At 73.4% G+C, this 19810-nt stretch carries 17 protein-coding genes; 5 read left to right on the forward strand and 12 right to left on the reverse strand.

Features of this window, described 5'->3' with window-relative positions:
- Window positions 1–12 precede the first annotated feature (12 nt).
- Both AB0E77_RS16895 and AB0E77_RS16900 read right to left on the reverse strand, forming a co-directional pair.
- The gene (locus AB0E77_RS16895; protein ID WP_361570766.1) at window positions 13–645 is read right to left on the reverse strand and encodes an HD domain-containing protein; all 633 of its coding nucleotides are present in this window, start codon (window positions 643–645) and stop codon (window positions 13–15) included.
- Window positions 646–707: 62 nt separating this feature from the next.
- On the reverse strand, window positions 708–1346 hold the full coding sequence (locus AB0E77_RS16900) for an HD domain-containing protein (protein ID WP_361570769.1): 639 nt from the start codon (window positions 1344–1346) through the stop codon (window positions 708–710).
- A 325-nt stretch (window positions 1347–1671) separates the two neighbouring features.
- Here AB0E77_RS16900 and AB0E77_RS16905 point away from each other — a divergent pair, with 325 nt between their 5' ends.
- The gene (locus AB0E77_RS16905) at window positions 1672–3948 is read left to right on the forward strand and encodes a FlgD immunoglobulin-like domain containing protein (protein ID WP_361570772.1); all 2277 of its coding nucleotides are present in this window, start codon (window positions 1672–1674) and stop codon (window positions 3946–3948) included.
- A 62-nt stretch (window positions 3949–4010) separates the two neighbouring features.
- Here AB0E77_RS16905 and AB0E77_RS16910 read toward each other — a convergent pair whose 3' ends face one another.
- The 6 genes from AB0E77_RS16910 to AB0E77_RS16935 form a co-directional block, all read right to left on the reverse strand.
- Window positions 4011–4925 carry a YceI family protein gene (locus tag AB0E77_RS16910; RefSeq protein ID WP_361570773.1) on the reverse strand — a complete coding sequence of 305 codons (915 nt, stop codon included), beginning with the start codon at window positions 4923–4925 and terminating at the stop codon, window positions 4011–4013.
- Between the two features lie 249 nt (window positions 4926–5174).
- A complete protein-coding gene (locus tag AB0E77_RS16915; protein WP_361570776.1) occupies window positions 5175–5750 on the reverse strand; it encodes a hypothetical protein in 576 nt (191 codons plus the stop codon).
- Complete coding sequence (locus tag AB0E77_RS16920) at window positions 5747–7087, reverse strand: DUF58 domain-containing protein (RefSeq protein ID WP_361570779.1); 1341 nt, start codon at window positions 7085–7087, stop codon at window positions 5747–5749. The genes AB0E77_RS16915 and AB0E77_RS16920 overlap by 4 nt, the downstream gene beginning before the upstream one ends.
- Window positions 7084–8082 carry a MoxR family ATPase gene (locus AB0E77_RS16925; RefSeq protein WP_361570782.1) on the reverse strand — a complete coding sequence of 333 codons (999 nt, stop codon included), beginning with the start codon at window positions 8080–8082 and terminating at the stop codon, window positions 7084–7086. Before AB0E77_RS16925 ends, AB0E77_RS16920 begins: the two co-directional genes overlap by 4 nt.
- Entirely contained in the window at window positions 8079–8657 is a 579-nt protein-coding gene (locus tag AB0E77_RS16930) for a hypothetical protein (RefSeq protein ID WP_361570784.1), read from the reverse strand. Before AB0E77_RS16930 ends, AB0E77_RS16925 begins: the two co-directional genes overlap by 4 nt.
- Window positions 8654–9592, reverse strand: coding sequence for a DUF4129 domain-containing protein (locus tag AB0E77_RS16935; RefSeq protein ID WP_361570786.1), 939 nt, complete (start codon window positions 9590–9592; stop codon window positions 8654–8656). Before AB0E77_RS16935 ends, AB0E77_RS16930 begins: the two co-directional genes overlap by 4 nt.
- A 153-nt stretch (window positions 9593–9745) precedes the next feature.
- Here AB0E77_RS16935 and AB0E77_RS16940 point away from each other — a divergent pair, with 153 nt between their 5' ends.
- On the forward strand, window positions 9746–10321 hold the full coding sequence (locus AB0E77_RS16940) for a dihydrofolate reductase family protein (RefSeq protein ID WP_361570789.1): 576 nt from the start codon (window positions 9746–9748) through the stop codon (window positions 10319–10321).
- Here the strand turns inward: AB0E77_RS16940 and AB0E77_RS16945 are convergent.
- Window positions 10315–11535 carry an MFS transporter gene (locus tag AB0E77_RS16945; protein WP_361570792.1) on the reverse strand — a complete coding sequence of 407 codons (1221 nt, stop codon included), beginning with the start codon at window positions 11533–11535 and terminating at the stop codon, window positions 10315–10317. The genes AB0E77_RS16940 and AB0E77_RS16945 overlap by 7 nt on opposite strands.
- 67 nt (window positions 11536–11602) lie before the next feature.
- Here AB0E77_RS16945 and AB0E77_RS16950 point away from each other — a divergent pair, with 67 nt between their 5' ends.
- On the forward strand, window positions 11603–12607 hold the full coding sequence (locus AB0E77_RS16950) for a helix-turn-helix domain-containing protein (RefSeq protein ID WP_361570794.1): 1005 nt from the start codon (window positions 11603–11605) through the stop codon (window positions 12605–12607).
- Window positions 12608–12910: 303 nt separating this feature from the next.
- On the forward strand, window positions 12911–14296 hold the full coding sequence (locus AB0E77_RS16955; RefSeq protein ID WP_361570798.1) for a cation:dicarboxylase symporter family transporter: 1386 nt from the start codon (window positions 12911–12913) through the stop codon (window positions 14294–14296).
- An 81-nt stretch (window positions 14297–14377) separates the two neighbouring features.
- Here the strand turns inward: AB0E77_RS16955 and AB0E77_RS16960 are convergent, their stop codons facing one another.
- Window positions 14378–18145, reverse strand: a complete 3768-nt coding sequence (locus AB0E77_RS16960; protein WP_361570800.1) for a S8 family serine peptidase — start codon at window positions 18143–18145, stop codon at window positions 14378–14380.
- 219 nt (window positions 18146–18364) lie between these two features.
- Here AB0E77_RS16960 and AB0E77_RS16965 point away from each other — a divergent pair, with 219 nt between their 5' ends.
- Window positions 18365–18928 (forward strand): dihydrofolate reductase family protein, encoded by a 564-nt coding sequence (locus tag AB0E77_RS16965; RefSeq protein ID WP_361570802.1) that lies wholly within the window; start codon window positions 18365–18367, stop codon window positions 18926–18928.
- A 13-nt stretch (window positions 18929–18941) separates the two neighbouring features.
- Here AB0E77_RS16965 and AB0E77_RS16970 read toward each other — a convergent pair whose 3' ends face one another.
- Entirely contained in the window at window positions 18942–19391 is a 450-nt protein-coding gene (locus AB0E77_RS16970; protein WP_361570805.1) for an SHOCT domain-containing protein, read from the reverse strand.
- Window positions 19392–19529: 138 nt separating this feature from the next.
- On the reverse strand, window positions 19530–19727 hold the full coding sequence (locus tag AB0E77_RS16975; RefSeq protein WP_361570807.1) for a hypothetical protein: 198 nt from the start codon (window positions 19725–19727) through the stop codon (window positions 19530–19532).
- Window positions 19728–19810 lie beyond the last annotated feature (83 nt).

Raw genomic sequence — 19810 nt, forward strand, 5'->3', positions numbered from 1 at the left:
GCCGTTCCCAGCCTACCCAGACGTCCTGACCAGGGAGGAAGCCGCGTCGGGCCCGGACCGGTCCGCCCCCGGCACCGGGTCGGTCAGCTCGGGATCGCCGAACTCCGCACGCAGCGCCTGGAAGGCGGTGACCTTCTCCTCGCCGAAGCGCCGCACGTGCGCGGCGTACTCGTCGGGGGTCAGGAAGGCCGTGGGCCTGGACTTGCTGTGGAACTTGTCCGCGTACATGACCAGTCGCTCCTCGGCCGTCACCGCGAGGTAGTCGGCGACGGGCAGGGGGAGCCCCTGACTCAGGACGTCCTCCTTGGTGACCCCCACCCCCGTGTGGTGGGAGCAGAAGCGGCGCAGCGTCTCCGGGAGACCCTCCTCCTCCAGGATCTCGTGGCCGAGCAGCCCGTGCCGGATGTAGTTGCCGTGGTCCAGCCGCCCCTCGGCCCCGTAGAGCCGGTAGACGCCGATGTCGTGCAGCAGGCAGCCCGCGCGGACCAGTGCGGCGTCGAGATGGCCGAGGTGCGGCGAGGCGAGCAGTTGCTCGGCGATGCCCCACACGATCTCGCAGTGGGTGTGCACGAGGTCGAACGCCTCGGCCGTCGGCGCGTACTTCTCGTGCAGCGCACGGATCTCTTCGGTTCCCGGAATCTCCACCCGGGGAGACTAGCAACGGCCGTACGGGCGGCGTCGGGGCCGGTCGCAGCGCCGCCGGGCGCTCACTCGGGCCAGGCGGAGTTCTGGATGACCTCGACGAAGTCGCCGCGCCGGAAGCCGGGGACGAAGTGTTCCAGGACGTCCGCGTTCACCGTGCCGAAGGTGCTGTCGGGGCGGTGCCGGAAACCCTCCGTGAACGCCTCGAGGATCCGGCGCTTGAAGTCCGGCCGGGGATGGGCGGCGGTGACCTCGTCGATCTGCGCCTGGGTGACGTTGCCCAGGCGGAGGCCCAGGACGTCGGCCTCGACGCCCGCCGTGGTCGCCGCGATCTCCGGCGCCATCCGGTACGGCACCTCGGGCGTGGTGTGCAGGGCGACCGCCGTCCAGACCGTGTCCGCGTCGCCTTCGGACCGGCCGCGGGCCAGCAGGAACGCCCGGGCCTGGTCGGCGCCGTCCAGCTCGAAGCGCTGGTCGTCGCCGCGGTACGGGGGCACCAGGCCGGTGTCGTGGAACAGCGCCGCCACGTACAGCAGCTCCGGGTCGGGCCGCAGGCCGAGCGCCGCGGCCTGGAGGCTGCCGAAGAGGTAGACGCGTCGGGAGTGGTGGAAGATCAGCGGCGGCGTGGTGTCGCGGATCAGTTCCGTCGCCTCCCGCGCGAGCCTGCTGTCGGGGATCTCGATTCCGGCGATCTTGTCGGTCATGGCTGCCTTCCCTGAGGGCGGTGGGTGGGGCCCCTGGTCCGGGACCTGTCCTCAGCGTGCGCCGCACGGGGCCGTCCCCGCCGCTGCCGGATGGCCGGGAACCCTCGGAAACGGCCATGGTCCACCCTGACGGCTCACCCGCCGGTGCCCCGCTGCCGAGGGGCCGGCGTGGAGGCACCTCGTCGCGCCGTCGCGCTCCCGAGCGCTGTGACAGTTCTGCGACACGAGTGACACACGTTTTCCGCACAACTCCCGCGCAGGGGCGTACTGTTGACCGAGTTCACACCCAGAACGGGTGTTGACGCATCCATACGAGGGGGTTCAGGTGTCCCAACACCTGCGTACCGACAGCCATGCCCGGCGCATCCGCCGCACCACCACGGCCGCGGCCGTCGCGGCCGTCCTCGCCGCCGGACTGACGACCGTCCTGCCGGCCACGGCACAGGCCGCGGAGGCGGCCGAGGTCCTCATACCCGCGCCCGACGCCTACGGGGAGGGCACGGAGACGGTGCTCGCGACCGGCGCCCAGGGCGTGCTCCACCGCGAGGGCGACAGCTACCTCTGGACGACGACGTACAACAGGACCACCAAGCCCGTCCCGGAGCTCGAGGGCGTCCCGCAGGACGCCGTCGTGCGCGGTCACGACGGGTTCAACCGCGTCGTCTACACCAAGCCGCGCACGGACGGCGGCACGGACGTCGTGCGGATCGGCGTCGAGGACCCGGCCAACACCAGCACCGTCAAGGTGCCCGCCGGATACCTCAACCCGCGCGTCGCCAACGGCTGGGTGCTGGCCACCGTCGACCAGGGCGACGGAACGTACCAGCTGCGCGTCGCGCGCGGTGGCGACCCGGCGGTCGACCCCGTGGTCCAGCTGCCCGCCGGAGCCACCACCGGCGCCGAGCCGACGCTGTTCGGCGCCTTCGACAACCAACTGCTCATCGGCTACCGCACCGCCGACGGCACCCAGGCCTACGGCACCCTCACCGCCTACAACGGCAGGGTCGTCCCGCTGCCCGTGACCGGTGAGGCGAGCAACTTCCGGATCACGCAGAACACCGTGAGCTGGTACTCCCGGGAAGGCACCCCGGGCGTACGGGTCATGCCCAGGGGCAGCACGGCCGCCCCGCGGATCGTGCCCCTCGCCACGCAGGCTCCCGACAGCAGGGTCACCACCTTCGTGGTGGGCGACAACGTCCTGTGGTACGAGGGCGACGGCGGCCCGCTGCACGTCACCCCCTTCGCCGGCGCGGAGACCGAGCGGACGCTGATCGGCGACCTCGAGCAGGCGTTCCTGCGCGCCGAGGGCAACGGGTCGCTGGTCGTGCTCGGCAAGGGGGCCGACGGCAGGCGCGCCGTGCACCACTTCAGCGTGGACGGCTCGGGGCTCGTCTTCGACCTGACCCTGCGACAGGTGCCGCGGGCCAAGACCGCGGACGGTGCGATCACGGCACTGGGCCTCGACCGGGGGAGACTGCGGTACGTCAACTCCCTCACCGGCACACGGACGCTGCACGGGAAGAACATCGGCACCGGTCTCGACCCGGTGGACGGAGCGGCGTCGGCCGACTTCCCGGGCCTGGAGGCCGGCCGCTTCGCGGACGGCACCGACGAGGGCCTGGCCCGGCTGACCGCCGACCCGGTGACGGGCGCCGACGTGCTGGTGACCGGCGACGACCCGGACCATCCGGCGGACAGCTTCCCGCTGCCGGGCAAGGACGGCCGCATCCTGGACACCGCGCCCGAGTTCGTGCTCTACGCGGCGGGCGGACGGCAGTACGTCGTCGACACGGCCCGCGACCTCGTCGTGCGCGAACAGCCGGCGCAGGCCGCCGCGCTGGACCACAAGAGGCTGTTCAAGCCGGCGCTCAACAGCCCCGGCAAGGTCAAGGAGATCAACGTGCGTTCCGGCGCGCTGATCAGCACCATCGACCTCGGCACCGCCTGCGTCCCCGACGAACTCCAGTACAGCGGCACCCTGTTGTACTGGAGCTGCGCCTCGAAGGACGCGGCGGGCGTACGCGACCTGGCGACCGGGCACACCTACCCCGCCCCGGCGGCCGGCGTCCTGCTGGGCGACCGCTTCACGGCCCACCGCGACGCCGCCGGCGCGCTGCGCCTGACGGCACTGCGGACGGACGGCGGCACGGCCGACCTGGGCACCGTCACCGGGCTGAAGCAGCCCGCGCAGGGCGACGGACGCGGCTCCACCTGGACCGTGGACGCGGGCGCCGGCAAGCTGGCCTGGGTCGACGCGGACGACACCGTGCACGTCACCGCGCCGCAGCACGAGGTGTCCGCACTGCGCGTCGCCCGCACCGCCGCTCCGCGGACGTCGGCCGGCGAGTGGGCCGCCGCGTGGTGGCTCTCCAAGCCTGCGGCCTCCTGGCAGGTGACCCTCACCCGCCGCGCCACCGGCGAGACCGTCCGCACCTGGACGGGCGAAGGCACCCTCGGCACGGTCCGCGTCACCTGGGACGGCACCTCCGAGTCGGGCACCCCGGTGCCTGACGGCGGCTACACCTGGCGGCTGACCGCCGCACCGGCGGACGGCACCGGCGCGGACGTCACGGCGGAGGGCGTGGTGAAGGTCACCGACTGAGCACGGCGCCGCACCGACACCGGCCCCTTCCCCGAAACCGCCTCGGGGGAGGGGCCGGTGGCCTACTCCGGGGGCGTGGGGGTGTCGTGCGTCCGGTACATCGCCTGCACGTCCAGCTCCAGTTGGACGGTCGGACCGACGACCGCGATGCCGCGGGCCAGCATGGAACGCCAGTTGAGCGTGAAGTCCTCACGGTGGAGTTCCGCCTTGGCGAGCGCCGCGCAGCGCAGCTCCTCGCCGTAGCCGCCGTTCACCGTCCCGAGGTAGGTGGTGTCGAGTCCGACGGAACGGCTGGTGCCGTGCATGGTGAGCGTGCCGTGCAGCGTCCACTTGGACCCGCCGCGGTAGGCGAACCGGGTGCTGGTGAAGTCGATGTGCGGGTAGCGCTCGACGTCCAGGAAGTCCGCGGAACGCAGATGGTTGTCGCGGGTGTTGTTGCCTGTGGTGAGGCTGGAGGCGTCGATGCGCACCGAGACGTGGGAGTCGGCCATGTTCGGCGCCACGCGGATGCCGCCCTCGAAGCGGGTGAAGCGGCCGTGGACGTGGGCCATGCCGACGTGCTTGGCGATGAAGCGGATCGCGGTGTGCGGAGGATCGAACAGCCAGGTCCCGGCGGTCGGCAGTTCCGGCTGACGGGCGGACTCCAGCGCGATCCGCACGGGCGGCAGCGCCGCTCCGGCGGTGATGTCGAGGTTCTGGCGGGCCGGTGACAGGCCCTCGGCCACCGTCATCACGCTGTAGGAGCCGGCCGGCAGCGTGGCCAGGTACCAGCCGTTCGGGTCCGTGGTCCCGTGGGTGGCGACGCGGTGGCTGTCCAGAGCGGTCACGGTCACCTCGGCGCCCGCCATGGGCTGTCCCAGGGGGTCGACGACTTCGACGCCGAATCCACCCGCCCCCGGCGGCAGCGGGACCGAGAGGCTCGAGGGGGCACCGGACGTGCCGCGGGAACGCCGGCGTCGGAGCAGCCCGAGGGCCATGGAGCACACCTTTCGTTACACGTGTCACCGCCGGGACCCGCGTGGTTTCCTGCGTTCGCGGTCGTCAAGAGTCTTCCGGAGCGGGGTCACGGGGCGTGGGGGGCGACGGTTCGTCAACGATCATAAAGCGGGGGCGCGAGGAGGTCACCCAGGGGGTCGTCGTACTACGGCCCCGGTGATTTGCAGGGCTGCTGTGGCGAAGAGCACGACGGACGAAGTCCCGCGCCGTCCGCTGTCCTCCGCCCCGATTCACCGGTCGTCCGCCCGCCACCACGCACGCACCACTGCGCCACCGGCCACCAGCATCCCCACGACGACCGACGCCGCGAGCACCCGCCCGCCGCCGGACCCCACCCCGGTCATCGGAGCCGCCGCGGCGGCCAGCACCATCCCGGCTCCCGCGCAGGCCCCGAGCGCCTCCGCCCACACCCGTGCGATCCCGCGCCCCCCACGCCACGGCCAGGCCTCGCTCGCCACCAGGTACGCGACCAGCAGCACCGCCACCCCGGCCCCCTCCCACCGGGCCGGCTCCCCGTTCGCGGCCATCACCACGACGCCGCACGCCAGCACGGTCGTCCGGTGCCGCACCAGACCGTACGCCCGGCGCGCCGGCCCGAGGGACGGCCGTCGGTCCACCGCCGGCGCGGCCCACCACGCGAAGAGCACCGCGCAGCCGAACAGCACCGCGGACCCGGCCCGGTCCACCGTCGCCCACGGCCGCCACGCCGCCGTGACGGCCGCCACCGCGAGCAACCGCACCGGCACGGTCCCGATCCAGTACCCGGCGTGCTCCCGAAGACCGCTCCCCGCACCGGAGACCGTCACCGCCCTCGCCCCCGACTCCCGATCCGCCCCGACAGCAACGGCGCCAGCACCGGATCCAACGACTCGCCCACCACGTACCGCAGCATCGGCACCCCGCTGTCCCGCAGGGCGAACCGCATGGCGTCCCGGTCCGCGTGCCACAGCCGAAGCCCCAACGCGCCCGCCTCGTCACCCGGTTCGACCTGCGGATCCCCGCACGGGATCTCCACCACGACCGGCCGGCGCCCCCGCCCCTGAAGATCGCGCAGCACCTTCAGCACCCGTGTGTCGCTCAACGGGGTGAACACGTACACGAGGGCCCCCTCCGGCAGCGCGGGCGGCGGCACCCGCTCCAGTCCGGGCCCCTCGAACCGCCGGTCCTTGCGGACGTCGAGGACGCTCTCGACGATGCGGTAGAACGTCGCGTCCCCGGTGCCCGGCGCCAGCCATCGCGTGGTGCCCCCGGTCGACACGACGCCCACCCGGTCGTGGGTGCGCAGATAGGCCCGGGCGAGCCCGGTCGCGGCGCGCACCGTCTCGTCCAGGGACGACACCCCGGTCACCGGGTCGACGACGTCCCCGAAGGCGTCCAGCAGCATCACCGTGTCGGCGGCCCGCTCGGCAGCGAACCGGTGCAGCTGCACGTCCCCGCGCCGTGTCGTCGACGGCCAGTGGATGCGCCGCTGCCGCTCCCCGGGCACCCACGGCGCCACCCCGATGACCTCGACACCCTCGCCGGTCTGGGACGAGGCGTGCTCGCCGAGCCGCTGCGGCAGCCGCGCCGGGATCGGTGTGAAGCGGGCCTGCGCGGCGTGCGGGAACACGGACACCTCGGCCGCCTCGACCCGCACGGTGCGGCGCACGGTGCCCCCGGCGTCGTACACGTCGAGGTCCACCGGGCCGAGCGACCAGCGCCCCCAGCGCAGCGCGGTGTGGCGCAGCGTCACCGTGGCGGTGCCGACGTCGACCTCGTCCAGCCGCAGGCCCGGGCCGAGCGTGACGCCGGGATCGAGCCGCACGGCACCCCCGTCGTGGGCCACCGAGATGCGGACGGTGACGGTGTCGCCCTCGAAGCAGCGACGCGGTTCGACGGTCAGCGACGTCTCGACGCGCCGGGCGTACGCGCGCGGCAACGCGAGCGCCAGCAGCACCAGGGGCGCCGCCGCCAGCGCGAGCAGCCATGCCCGGCCGGTCAGCAGGGCGGCGGAGAGCGCGACGACGGCGACGGTCAGCAGGCGCAGCGTCCGCGCACCCGGGCGCGGCCCGCCGGGCGGCGCGGGCGGCGGCTGCGTCGGTGAGGCGCGCCCCTCCAGGGCGCGGACCACCGCGGCGCTCGGCCGCGGCGCGGGCAGGCTCACGACGGCACGGCGGCCGTGCGCCGCGTGGCCGGCGTGCCGACGCCGTCGACGATCTCGCGCAGCACGTCGTCCGTGGACACCTCCCGCACCCACAACTCCGGCCGCAGCGACACCCGGTGGGCCAGGGCGGGCACCGCGAGGCTCTTGACGTCCTCCGGGACGACGTAGTCCCGGCCGTCCAGGACGGCGCGGGCGCGCGCCAGTTGGACCAGGGCGAGTCCGCCGCGCGGCGAGGCGCCGATGCTGATCTGCGGATGGTCGCGGGTCGCGCCGACCAGGGCGACGGCGTACTCCAGCAGATCGTCGTCGATCTCCACGCGCTCCACGACGGCCCGCCACGCCAGGACGTCGGCCGGCCCCGCGAGCGTGTCGAGCACGGCCTCGGGCGCGGCCCGGTCGACCCGGGCCCGCAGCATCGCCAGCTCCTCCCGGGCGGCCAGATACCCCATCCGCACCCGCAGCTGGAACCGGTCGAGCTGGGCCTCGGGAAGCGAGTAGGTGCCCTCGTACTCCACCGGGTTGGCGGTCGCGATCACGAGGAAGGGATCGGCGAGCGGCCGGGTCTCGCCGTCCACGGTCACCTGCGACTCGGCCATCGCCTCGAGCAGCGCGGCCTGTGTCTTGGGCGGCGTCCGGTTGATCTCGTCGGCGAGGAGGAGGTGGGTGAAGACCGGGCCGGGACGGAACACCATCTCGCCGGTGCGCTGGTCGTACAGCGGCGCCCCGGTGACGTCCGAGGGCAGCAGGTCGGGCGTGAACTGGACGCGGCGGAAGTCCAGGCCGAGCGTGGTGGCGAAGGACCGTGCGAGGAGCGTCTTGCCGAGTCCCGGCAGGTCCTCGACGAGGACGTGCCCGCCGGCCAGCACGGCCAGCATCACGTGCTCGAGCGCGTCGGGTTTCCCGACGACGGCGCGGCCGATCTCGCGCAGTACGGCACCGGCCTGCTCGCCGACCTGCCCGGCGGTGCGGGGCGGGGGCGTGGAGGGACTCGTCACGTCGCTTCTTCCTCACGAGTACGGGGGCTACGGGCGGCTTGGGGTGTGCCGAGTGCTTCGAGCCGGTCGACGAGGCGGCGCAGCACATCGACGGGGACGCCGCCGTCGGGGCCGGTCCGGGGCGGCTCGGGCCCCAGCCACGGCCACAGTTCGGGACCGATCAGCCCGGCGGCGCGCTCCGGCTGCTGCTCGAGCGACACATGGTGGTGCTCGGCGAGCGCGGCGGCGTACAGGTGGCGCAGTTCGGGCCGGAGCACGGCGCGGTAGTAGTAGGCGCCGTCGGGACCCAGGGCGGTGTCGACGTTCCGCCGCCACTCGCCGATGCCCGGCGCGCGGGTCCGCAACAGCTGCACCTCGTCCCGCCGCCCGGGGTCTAGGGCGCCCGCCCCGGCGACGTACCGGGCGACCACCAGCGCCGCCACGACGAACACGGTCACGACGGCGCCGGCCGCCACGGGGCCGTCGAGCAGCAGGACGAGCAGGACACCGGAGCCTGCGACCGCCGCGCCGAGCAGCCCGAGCCGGCGCAGCGGGAGCGCGTCCGGCTCCGGGGTCCTGCCTGCAGTCCGGTTCACCGTGCGGCCTCCCGGTCCCGGAGATGCGAGGCGATGTCCTCCAGGGCCCCGGCCGCGGCCTCACGGTGCGGGGCGCCCATCGGGTGCGAGGAGTAGCGGGCCTCGCGGAACAGTTCGGTCAGACGCGGCGCGGCCGGGCTCGGGGCGAGGCCCGCGGCGGCGGCGCGGGTGAGCAGGTCGGCGGGACTGTCGGCGGCGTGCCGCCGCACGCCGGACGCGGCGAGGGCGTCCTCCATCGCGGCGTAGCAGGCGATGACGGCGGCCCGGGCGTCACCGGCGTCGGACAGGGCGCGCCGGGCCGAGCGTACGGCGGACAGCAGCAGCCGCGCGTCCTCGTCCTCAGAAGGGACGCCCGGGGGACCGGGGCGCGGCGGCACCGTCAGCCCGAACCGTCGCAGTCGCCGTACGACGACCACCGTGACGACCACGACGACGAGCGCGATCAGCACTCCGAGCAGGAGGTACCACGGCAGGGACAGGGCGTGTCCCGAACTCTCCTCGGGCATCGACCTGTTGCGGCCCGGGGGTGTGGTCGGTGGTGAGCTGGGCGGCGGCAGGAGGTCCACCGGCATGGACGCCGTGCTGTCGTGCGTGAACCGGTGCAGGACCAGGGCCAGGACGCCGATGACACCCGGCCCGACGAGCAGCAGCGGCACGGCGGCCTGCCGCAGCCGCTCCTCGCGCGGCGGCAGCCGGGTGGAGTCGGCGCCGATCCGGGGGCGAAGCCGCCGGCCGGTGTGCATGACACCGACCGCCCAGACGACGGACAGGCCGATCGCGACGAAGCCCCAGTGACCGAGCGGCCCCTTGCCGGAGTGCAGCAGCCCCTCGCCGGGCCGCAGCACGAGCGCGGCGACGGCCAGCGCCCCGACGACCCCCGCGGCCACCACCGCCCCGGGCACCACCCGGCGCCCCTCCCGCTCCCCGTGCCCCATCCATTCCCCCGCTGAAGCGTTCCCCCGAACGTCCGTTCACCGTACGCCCTCCGAGTGATCGTGACCACTGAGGGTGGGAACGCCGATGAGTCACGGCGCGGCGGCGGGTCTCCAGGGTGTGACGGTTGCCGAAGCCCACCCGAGGAGCGTGTCATGACCGCGACCTACACCTTCGACGTCTTCACCAGCCTCGACGGCTACGGCGCCGCCGGCGGCGACTGGACCGGCTACTGGGGCAAGCAGGGCCCCGAACTGCTCGACCACCGCCTCGCGCTGTACGACACCGCCCAGCGGATGGTCTTCGGGGCGGCCACGTACCGGCTGTTCACCCAGATGCTGGCCGAGAGCACCGAGGACTCCGACGTGCGCGACCCCTGGGTCACCAGGATGCGCGGCCTGCCGGCGACGGTGGTCTCGACGACGCTGGAGGGCCCCCTCGACTGGCCGGACGCGACCGTCGCCCGTGGTGACGCCGTCGACGTGGTCGCCCGGCTCAAGAAGGAGTCCGACGTGCCGCTGCGCTCGCACGGCAGCCTGTCGATGAACCGGGCTCTGATGGCCGCCGGCCTGGTCGACCGCCTGCAGGTGACGCTCTTCCCCGTCATCACCGGCCGGACCGGACTCGACCCGGTCTTCCGGGACGCGGCCGACTTCGACCTGGAACTCGTCGAGCACCGGACCCTCGACGGCCACATCCAGGAACTCGTCTACCACCCCGCCCTTCACTGACCGACCCGGAGCCCCGGCTCACGGCCCTCCGCCCGCCCGGCGACGGCCGGCCGGCGTTCCCCGTGCCGGCCCAGTGCCGCGAGGGTCAGGGTCACGGTGACGGACGCGCTCGCCATCAGCGTGATCGCCGTGGCCGGTGAGGTCAGCTGGGCCAGGGCGCCCGCGAGGACGGTGCCGAGGCCCTGCAGCGCGGCCATGCCGGTGGCGTGCAAGCCGAGCGCCTGGCCCGCGAGGCCGTCGGGGGTGAGCTTCATCAGACGTTCCTGGAGGACCAGGCTCGCGGCGAAGCCGACGGAGGCGACGGTGACCGCCGCCGCCGACAGCGCCGCCCCCGGCCGCAGCGCGAAGAACAGGTAGGGCACGGCCAGCAGCAGACGCAACGGCGTCGCCAGGCGGGCGCGCACCGCCACCGGCACCAGGCGGCCCACCGCCAGGTCACCCGCGAACATGCCCAGCGCCCCCAGCGCGTAGAGCGTGCCCGCGGCCTCGGGGGCGTAGGAGACGTAGAGCGAATCGCCGCCGACGATCAGGCCGTTGGGGACCCACAGGCCGAGGTACGTCAGGCGACGGGAGCGGGAGGACCACAGGACGGCGTTGGTGCGCCAGGAGGCCGAGAGGGAGGGGCGGCCCGGGGACCGCGGGGTCCGGGCCGTGAGACCCAGCCGGGTGACGAGGGCCGACACCGCGTACACCGCCGCCGCGAGCAGCAGACAGGCCCGGGGGGACAGGAACACCAACAGCGCGCCGCCCGTCGCGAATCCGGCCATCTGCATCAGGCCCCAGAGCATGTTGTACAGCGAACGTCCCAGGACGTAGCCGTCCTTGGACAGGATGTCGTTGATCAGGCCCCCGCGCACCCCACCGCCCAGCGACGCGACCAGGCCCTGCGCCAGGACGACCGCGAAGACCGCCCCGACGGGCAGACCGGGCAGCGCCAGCACCGCGGAACCGGCCGCGAAGGCGAGCCCGAGACCGCACAGCACCGCCCGCGGGGGCAGACGGTCGGCGCCCGAGAGCAGGAACGCGCCGCCCAGCAGCTGAGCGAGCTGCGGGCCGAACATGCTGACCGCCGACAGGAACGGGGAGCCGGTGGCCCGGAACACCAGCGTGCCGAGGGCCAGACCGCCGATCGTCTGGGCCGCGGCGAAGGCGGCGAAGGAGAGCAGGAACGGAGTGAACTCCGGGGTGCGGAACAGGGAGCGGTAGCTGCGCATGCGCCGCAGTCTCGGACCGGACGGGGAGCGCGGGTACTGTTTCGCCCACACGCGAAAGGTCGTCGGCATGGGCTTGTGGCAGATCGGCACCGACACCCTCGCCCGCAGCCGGTTCGTGCTCTCGCCGTTCGCCGAGACGTTCGCGAGCCTGAAACTGCTGCACGCGGGGACCGGTGCCCATCGGGGCGAGGAGGACTGGCTGCGCACCCACCTGCCCGGCTACCGTGCGCGCCTCGCCGCCGACCCGGTGGCCGCCCCGCTCGTCCGGGCGGCACTCGGCACCTCCTGGATCGCCGACTTCTTCTGCCCCACCTCACGCATCGGCGAGAGCTTCGAGGAGACCGTGACCCGGGTGCGGTCGACCGGGGCGGGACAGGCCCGGGCCGACCTCCGTGTGTCCCTCGGCGGCCCGCTGCCCGCCGCCCTGGAGCGCGACGACCTGCCCCAGCGGGCGACCGCGCTGCTGACGTACGTCTGGGACGAGACCGTACGGCCGTACTGGCAGCGCCGGCGGCGCATCCTGGAGGCCGACATGGTCGCCCGGACGGCGCAGGTCAGCCGGGGAGGCTGGGCGGCGGTGCTGGACTCCCTGAAACCGGGCGCCCGGTGGATCGGGGAGAGCCGCCTCCAGGTCAACCCGAACGCCTACCCGCCGCGCGAGATCGCCGACGGGGCCGACCTGCTCTTCATGCCGGTAACACCGAGGACGAGCTGGGTGTCGTGGGAGGGCCAGGAACGGTACGCCGTCGTCTACCCGTGTCTCGGCGTGCTCGCCGACGACCACGACCGCCGCCCGGCCCCGGCCGCACTCGGGGCGCTCGTCGGCACCGCGCGGGCGGCGCTGCTGGTGTTCCTGCGCACCCCCATGAGCACGACGCAACTGGTCGCCGTCACCGGCAAGGGCCTGGGCTCGGTGGGCGGGCATCTGCGGGTGCTGCTGGACGCGGGACTGGTGGAACGCCGTCGGTCCGGGCGGTCCGTGCTGTACGTCCGCACGGCGGCCGGGGAGGTGCTGGTGAAGGCGTCGGGGGCCGGGAGCGGCGACGCGGCGCCGGACGTCCGGCCGGCGTGACACCGGCGCAGCCGGTGCCGGCCCGTGCCCGCGTCCGGCGGCCGGGCGGTGCGCCGAAGCCGCTCACCCTCCTGGAGAAGGCGGCGCGCTCCGTCTGCCCCCGGGGCCGCGTACGGGATGCCCTCTTCGCGTGCGTATGCCGATGAGTTGTGCTGTGGTCCCGCTTGATCCTTGGATCATGCACCAAAGTTACGGTCGCTCGCCGCACGGGTCTTCTTCCAAGGCCGCCCGCCGACCATAGTGACCACACAGCGAAAAGGTTCTTTCGCTATATGGAATCTTGCGAGTGTGGGGAGTGCGTCCATGCGCAATGCCAGCCCGTCCCTGGCGCGCCGTCTCGTCCGAAGTCTGCGGACCTCGCTGTTCGTCCAGGTGGCCTGTGCCCTGGTCGCCGGCGTCCTCGTCGGAGCGCTGTGGCCGCACGTGGGCACCGTCGTCCAGCCGCTCGGCGACGGCTTCGTCCGGCTGATCAAAGCCATGATCGCTCCGCTGGTCTTCTGCGTGGTGGTCACCGGCATCGCCAAGGCCGGGGACCTGAAGGCGTTCGGACGGATCGGGGTCAAGGCCCTGCTCTGGTTCGAGGCCGCCACGACCGTCGCCCTCGTCGTGGGGCTGGTGGCCGGCAACCTCGTCCGGCCCGGCGACGGGATGAACGTGGACCCGGCGTCGCTGGACACCGCGGCCGTCGACGCCAAGACGGGCGGCGGCGAACTGCCGTCCACCAGTGAGTTCCTGCTGCACTCGCTGCCCGACAGCGCGGTCGGCGCGTTCGCCGAGAACTCCCTGCTGCAGGTCCTCGTCCTCGCCTGCCTCGTCGGCGCCGCCGTCCTGCACCTCGGACTGACCAAGGTGCCGGCGATCCTCCCGGCCGTCGGGCAGGCGCAGGAAGTGGTCTTCGCCGTGGTCGGCTTCATCATGAGGCTGGCACCCCTCGCGGTCTTCGGGGCCACCGCTCACCTCGTGGGGGAGTACGGACTCGGCGCACTCTCCACGTACGGCAAGCTGATCGGGGTGTGCTACGCCGTCGCCCTGGTCTTCCTGATGGTGCTCGGCGTCGCTCTGAAGGCGGTCACCGGCGTGAGCCTGTGGAAGTTCATGCGGTACACCCGCGAAGAGCTGCTCCTCGCGATGGGCACGGCGTCCAGCGAGACGGTGATGCCGCGCATGATGCAGAAGCTCCGCCAGGCCGGCTGCCGTGACGACGCCGTCGGCCTGGTCCTGCCGACGGGCTACTCCTTCAACCTGGACGGCGCCTCCATCTACCTCTCCATCGCGACCCTGTTCATCGCCCAGGCCGTCGGTGTCGACCTGTCCCTGAGCCAGCAGATCACGGTGGTCCTCGTACTCATGCTCACCAGCAAGGGCATGGCGGGCGTGCCCGGTTCGGCGTTTCTCGCCCTGTCCGCGACCGCGTCGGCCCTCGGCGTGATCCCGGCCGGCGCCGTCGCGCTCCTGCTGGGGGTCGACCGCATCATGGACACCATGCGCGTGGTCACCAACCTCCTCGGCAACTGCGTGGCCGTCTTCGTCGTCTCCCGCTGGGAGGGCGCCCTGGACCGCGTCCGGGCGCGCAAGGTCCTCGACGGCGAGATCCCGTTCGTCCCCGATCCGGACGAGTCCGACGCGCCCGGCGAGCCGGCCGACCGGAAGGCGGAACCGGAGCCCGCGAATTCCGCGACGGGCGGCTGACGCTCCCGACAGACCCGTCCGCCGGGCGGCGCACCCTCAAGGGGGGCCGCCCGGCGAACGGTTCACCGGCCTGCGACGGCGCTACGGGCGCACGTCGTAGGCGCGGGAGACGGTCTGACGCACGGAGTTGCCCGCGGCGTCCGTGAGTTCGCTGCGGAGCCAGACCTGCCGGCCGGCGGCACCGGCGTGGTTCACCGTGGCCGTGGCCCCGCCGCCCGTGAGGGTGACGTCCGCCTCGGTCCACGTCCTGCCCTCGTCGTAGGAGTAGGACAGCTTCGCGGACGTCAGCCTGCCGGGGGTGTACCCGGCATGGCCGGTGACGCCCAGGCCGATCCGCAGCCCGTCCCGCGCGGCCACCGTCTTGAGCCCGTCCTCCGGCAGGACGTAACGGGGGAAGAGGATGCCGAGTCCCTGCGAGTACTGGCTCTCGTCGAGCTCCGAGCGGAACGTCCAGACGGTCTGCACCTGCTGCGACCGCTCCCAGACCCGGGCGGGCGAGCCGGTTTTCATGGTGTTCTGCTCCAACTCGTACGCGGCTTCCCCGGCCGGCACCTCGAAGGCCCCGAACGGGTAGCTGCTGCGGCCGAGTTCCTCGCCGCCGCTGCGCAGGACCAGATTGCCGATGTCACCGAAGGAACCGGGCTGCGCGTAGTGCGTGCCGTCGCCCCACATCGCCGCGGAGAAGCCGATCAGGTTGCCCTGCCGTTCGGCGGCCAGCGCCGCCCCGCCCTCGGCGTCGCGCGGTGCGGTGGGGGCCACCACGCCGTCGTACCAGGACTCGGAGCGCTTGCTGCCGGCCCGGTAGGTGCGCCGCTGGTCCGTCATCGTCTCGCCCCAGGGGAAGCTGCTGGAGACGAAGTGGTCCCATGCGACGTCGCCCGCCGAGTAGAACTCGGTGCGCTCACCGGGCACCGCGACGGGCTCGGTGAAGCCGAGGAACGCCGAGGTGCCGTCGGGCAGGTGGGCGCCCGTGCTGTCGAGGAAGTCGCCCGCCACGCCCATCGCGTGATACGTCGACGTCACCTTGCCGAGCCGGTCGTCGCGCACCCGGTAGGTGCGGTCGCCGCGGACCGGCGCGTCCTCGGGGAAGGACAGGTTGTAGACGTACGGGCTCTTCGCGGTGGCCTTCCAGCGCAGCGTCACCTCGCCGGCGGCGAGTTCGCCGAGCAGCGCGCGGGCCTCGTCCGCCGGGATCGCGAGTGTCGGCAGTGCGGCACCCGTGAAGCCGGCTGCCGGCTGCCAGCGGCCGGGGGCCGTGCGGTGCACGACGAGCGCCGTGGCGCCCGCGGCCTCGGCGTCGTTGGCGAGGGTGGTCACGGAGCCGCCCTCCGGCACGAGGACCAGGGCGATCCTGCCCTTGACGTCCGCGGCCTCGAGCTCCTCGGGCGTTCCCCTGCCCGCGTCGACGAGGGCCGCCCGGCCGGTGCCGTCGAGGTTGGTGCTGCCCGAGCCGGACGGCACGGGATGCAGGGCGACGCCCTTCGAGGTCTTCAGCTCGGAGACGAGCGGGGCGTACTGCCGCCAGTGGCTGCCGAACGAGAAGTCGCCGTCCTGGGCGCGGCCCTCGACGGAGGCGTAGAAGCCGCGGACGGTGCCCTGGGCGGTGACGGTCCCGGCGTGCAGCCAGTTCTCGCCCCAGGAGCGGGAGAAGGAGAGCGTGGCGGCCCGCGTCTCGGCCGGCCGCTCGGTGGTGACCTTCAGCCGGTGCGCCTTGCGCGCGTCGAGGACGACGGTGGTGTCCTTGGTCAGCTTCAGCTGCGGAACGCCGAGATAGGCGACCGAGTCGGCCAGGGCGTTCGCGCCGGTGCCCGCGTCCGGGGTCTCGACGAAGCTCGACAGGAAGTAGCTGCCGGGGCGCAGCCGGTACGTCTGGTCGACGGCGCCGTCGTTGAAGCGCCGCTCGCCGGTGGCGTCGTCGGTCCCGATCACGTCGAGGGACGAGCTCCGGCCGGCGGGCCGGCCCGCGCGGTCCACGAGTTTGACCCGCAGGGAGACGGTCTCCGGCTGGACGTACAGGGAGAAGGGCGTGGAGACCGCCACCCCGTCCGCCTTCGCGACGACGCGGCCGGTGACGTCTCCGTACTGGCTGTCGGCGAGACGCGTGGCCGGATCGATGCGCAGCGGGACCTTCACCGTGGCACCCGCCGGCACGGTGACCGAGCGGCTGCCGAGCCTGGCCACGGCGGACCGGACGGGCGATCCGTCGTTGCCGGTGACCCCTTCGACGCCGAGGGCCAGCCGTACGGCCTCGTCGCCCGTGTTGGTGTAGGGCACGTCGACGGTCGTGCGGTCGCTCGCGTCCTGCGGCCAGTTGTAGCTGCCTCCCTGGACCGCGGGGGCGCCGAGGACGGTGGCGTCGGTCGCGGCCTTCACGTCGAGCCGGCCGCCGCCGGTCTCGCGCACGTCGCCGGGGATGCCACTGTCGGCGGAGGAGACCAGCGCCGCCTTGAGCTGGCGCGCGCTCCAGTCCGGATGCCGCTGCTTGAGGACGGCCGCGGCGCCCGCCACGTGCGGGGTGGCCATCGACGTGCCCGACATCGACCGGTACGCGTACACGCCCCGGCCGCCCGCCGACGCCGCCGAGATGTCCACCCCGGGCGCGGTGATCTCGGGCTTCAGGGTGTGCGTGAAGGGCGCGGGACCACGGCTGGAGAACCAGGCGGTGGAGTCGTCGCGGTCGACGGCACCGACCGTGAGCACACCAGGGGCACAGCCCGGCGAGGAGACCGTGTTCAGTGACGGCCCGGAGTTGCCTGCGGCCACGACGAACAGCGCGTCCGACGTCTCGGCGAGCCGCTGCGCGGCCACGCTCATCGGGTCGGTGCAGTCGGTGGGCTGCTGGCTGCCGAGGCTCATGGAGACGACGTCGGCCTTCTGCCCGACCGCCCACTCCATCCCGGCGATGATCCAGGACTCGGCGCCCGAGCCGCTGTCGTTGAGGACCTTGCCCATGAGCAGTTCGGCGCCGGGTGCGACGCCCTTCTTCTTCCCGCCGCTCGCGGCGCCGCTGCCGCCCACGGTGGACAGGACGTGGGTGCCGTGTCCCTGACGGTCGTCGGTGGAGTCGGAGTCGGTGAAGTTCTTCAGCGCCGTGACCCGGCCCGCGAGGTCGGGGTGCTCGGCGTCCGCACCGGTGTCGAGCACGGCGACCTTGCTGCCCTTGCCGTCGTACCCGGCGGCCCAGGCCTCGGGGGCGTGCACCTGCCGCGTCGACCGGTCGAGCTGCGCCTCGACCTTCGAGTCCAGCCACAGCTTCTTCAGGTCCCGCGACGAACGGGACCTGGCGCCGGAGACATCGGCCCAGAAACCGGCCGCCTTCTCCTTGTCGGCCTGGAGCGCCACACCGTCGACGGCGTCCAGCACCAGACCGCGCCGCGCGCCGAACGGAGCGGCGGGGACGGCACGGGACACGTCGACCGGCGTGTCGTACACCGCGATCAGCGGCAGCGTGCCGGTGCGGGCGTCGTCGTAGCCCTGGCGGACCAGGCCGGTGACGTTGAACAGCTCCTCGTCCACCCGGCCCGCGGCGAGCGCCTCGACGGCGGTCTCCGGATAGACGTACAGGTCGTCGCCCGCCTGCCGGGTCTGGACGACGGGCGTCCCGCCGTCCTCGCGGGGCAGGGCCACGGCCGTACTGCGGCCCGCGGCGTCGGTGGTCACCAGGACCCGGTCCCCGGTGACCAGGGTGACGGTCGACTGCTGCCCCTGCGCGGCGGCGGCCCCGCTTCCCACCAGTGGTCTCTTCTCCGGCTCGTCCGCCCGTGGTCGTGCCACGGACGGCAGGGCCGCGGTCGCTGCCAGCGTCACGGCTATGGCCGTGCCCAGAGCACTCCGCAAGATTGCGCGCATCGGTCTCCCCAGCTAGAGGTGTGCGGTGGCGCCACCCTGACAGAGAGAAAGGTGCGACCGGGGCGATGCGGTGAGGCGGGTTTGCGCCGTGACCGGTACCCGCCACGCAAGTGCGTCCGCGGCGGCCCGGACTCCTTCACCCGGGATTCCGCGTGCCGTGACGAGCCCCGCGGCGGACGGCGGTCGTAGGGTCGGGCCTGTTCCCGAGGAGGACTACCGATGCGCAGCGTGACCTACTCGATGGGTGTTTCCCTCGACGGCTACATCGTCGGGCCGGACGGCGACTTCAACTGGACGGCCCCCGGCGACGAGGTCTTCCGCTTCGTCACCGACGAGATCCGCGAGGTCGGCGTCCATCTGCTGGGGCGGCGGCTGTACGAGACGATGCTGTACTGGGAGACGGCCGACCAGGACCCTTCGCTGGACGACTCGATGCGAGAGTGGGCCGCGCTCTGGAATCCGCTCCCGAAGGTGGTGTTCTCCAGGACGCTGACCACGGTGCAGGGTCGTGCCCGGCTGGCCACCGGCGGCCTGGCGGAGGAGATCGAGCGGCTGCGGGCGGAGCCGGGGGAGGGCCACATCGCGATCGGCGGCGCGACCCTCGCCGCCGAGGCGGCCGCGCTGGACCTGATCGACGAGTACCGGACGAGGGTCCACCCGGTGCTGGTCGGCGGCGGCACCCCGTTCTTTCCCCGGCACGAGCGGCGGGTGGACCTCGAACTCGTCGACACCCGGACCTTCGGCTCCGGTGTCGTCCACCTCCGCCATCGCGTGGTGCGCTAGGCGTGTACGGGCGTCACCGCCCGGTGGTGTCCGAGTGTCCCGCCGGAGCGTGGCCCGCCAGGACCATCTCCTTCGCCTTGCGGAATTCCTCGTCGGTGATCGCGCCCCGGTCCCGGATCTCGGCCAGCCGGGCGAGCTCGTCGACGCTCGACCGGCCGCCGGCCGCGGTGCGCCTGATGTAGTCGTCGAACTCGTCCCGCTGCGCACGGGCCTGTGCCGCCTCCCGGTGGCCCATGTTCCGGCCCCGCGCGACCACGTAGACGAACACGCCCAGGAAGGGCAGGAGGATGCAGAACACCAGCCAGCCGCCCTTCGCCCAGCCGCTCAGCCCGTTGTCCCGGAAGATGTCGGCGACGACGCGGAAGAGCAGGATGAACCACATGATCCACAGGAAGAGGATCAGCATGGTCCAGAAGGCGCCCAGCAGCGGATAGTCGTACGCCAGGTAGGTCTGTGCGCTCATGTCCGTCCTCCGTCTCCGGCAGGCCCCCGCAGGCCCGGCAGAAGTCCTCTGCCCACCTCAGGGTGGCGCCGCGTCCGCGGCGTGACATCACCCGGTGCGGGTGATGCCGGCCGCCGCGAGGTCCGAGGCGGCCGTCGGTCACTCCGGGAGCTGCCGCATCTCCACGACCCGCAGCCCCAGGGACTGGCACCGCGCGAGCAGCCCGTACAGATGGGCCTCGTCCACGATCCTGCCGAACAGGACGGTCTGGCCGGACATCACCACGTGCTCCAGTTCCGAAAACGCGTTGGCGAGCGTCTCCGACAGATGCCCCTCGACTCGGATCTCGTAGTGCACGCGCGGTCCCTCCGCCGGACGGGTTCGGGACACGGCCCACGGCCCGCGGACGGCGCCCACCCCGCCGATGCTCCGCTCCACGG

Origin of the sequence: Streptomyces sp. NPDC032940 (genome assembly GCF_040636935.1) — a bacterium.
In the GTDB taxonomy this organism is placed as follows: Bacteria; Actinomycetota; Actinomycetes; order Streptomycetales; family Streptomycetaceae; genus Streptomyces.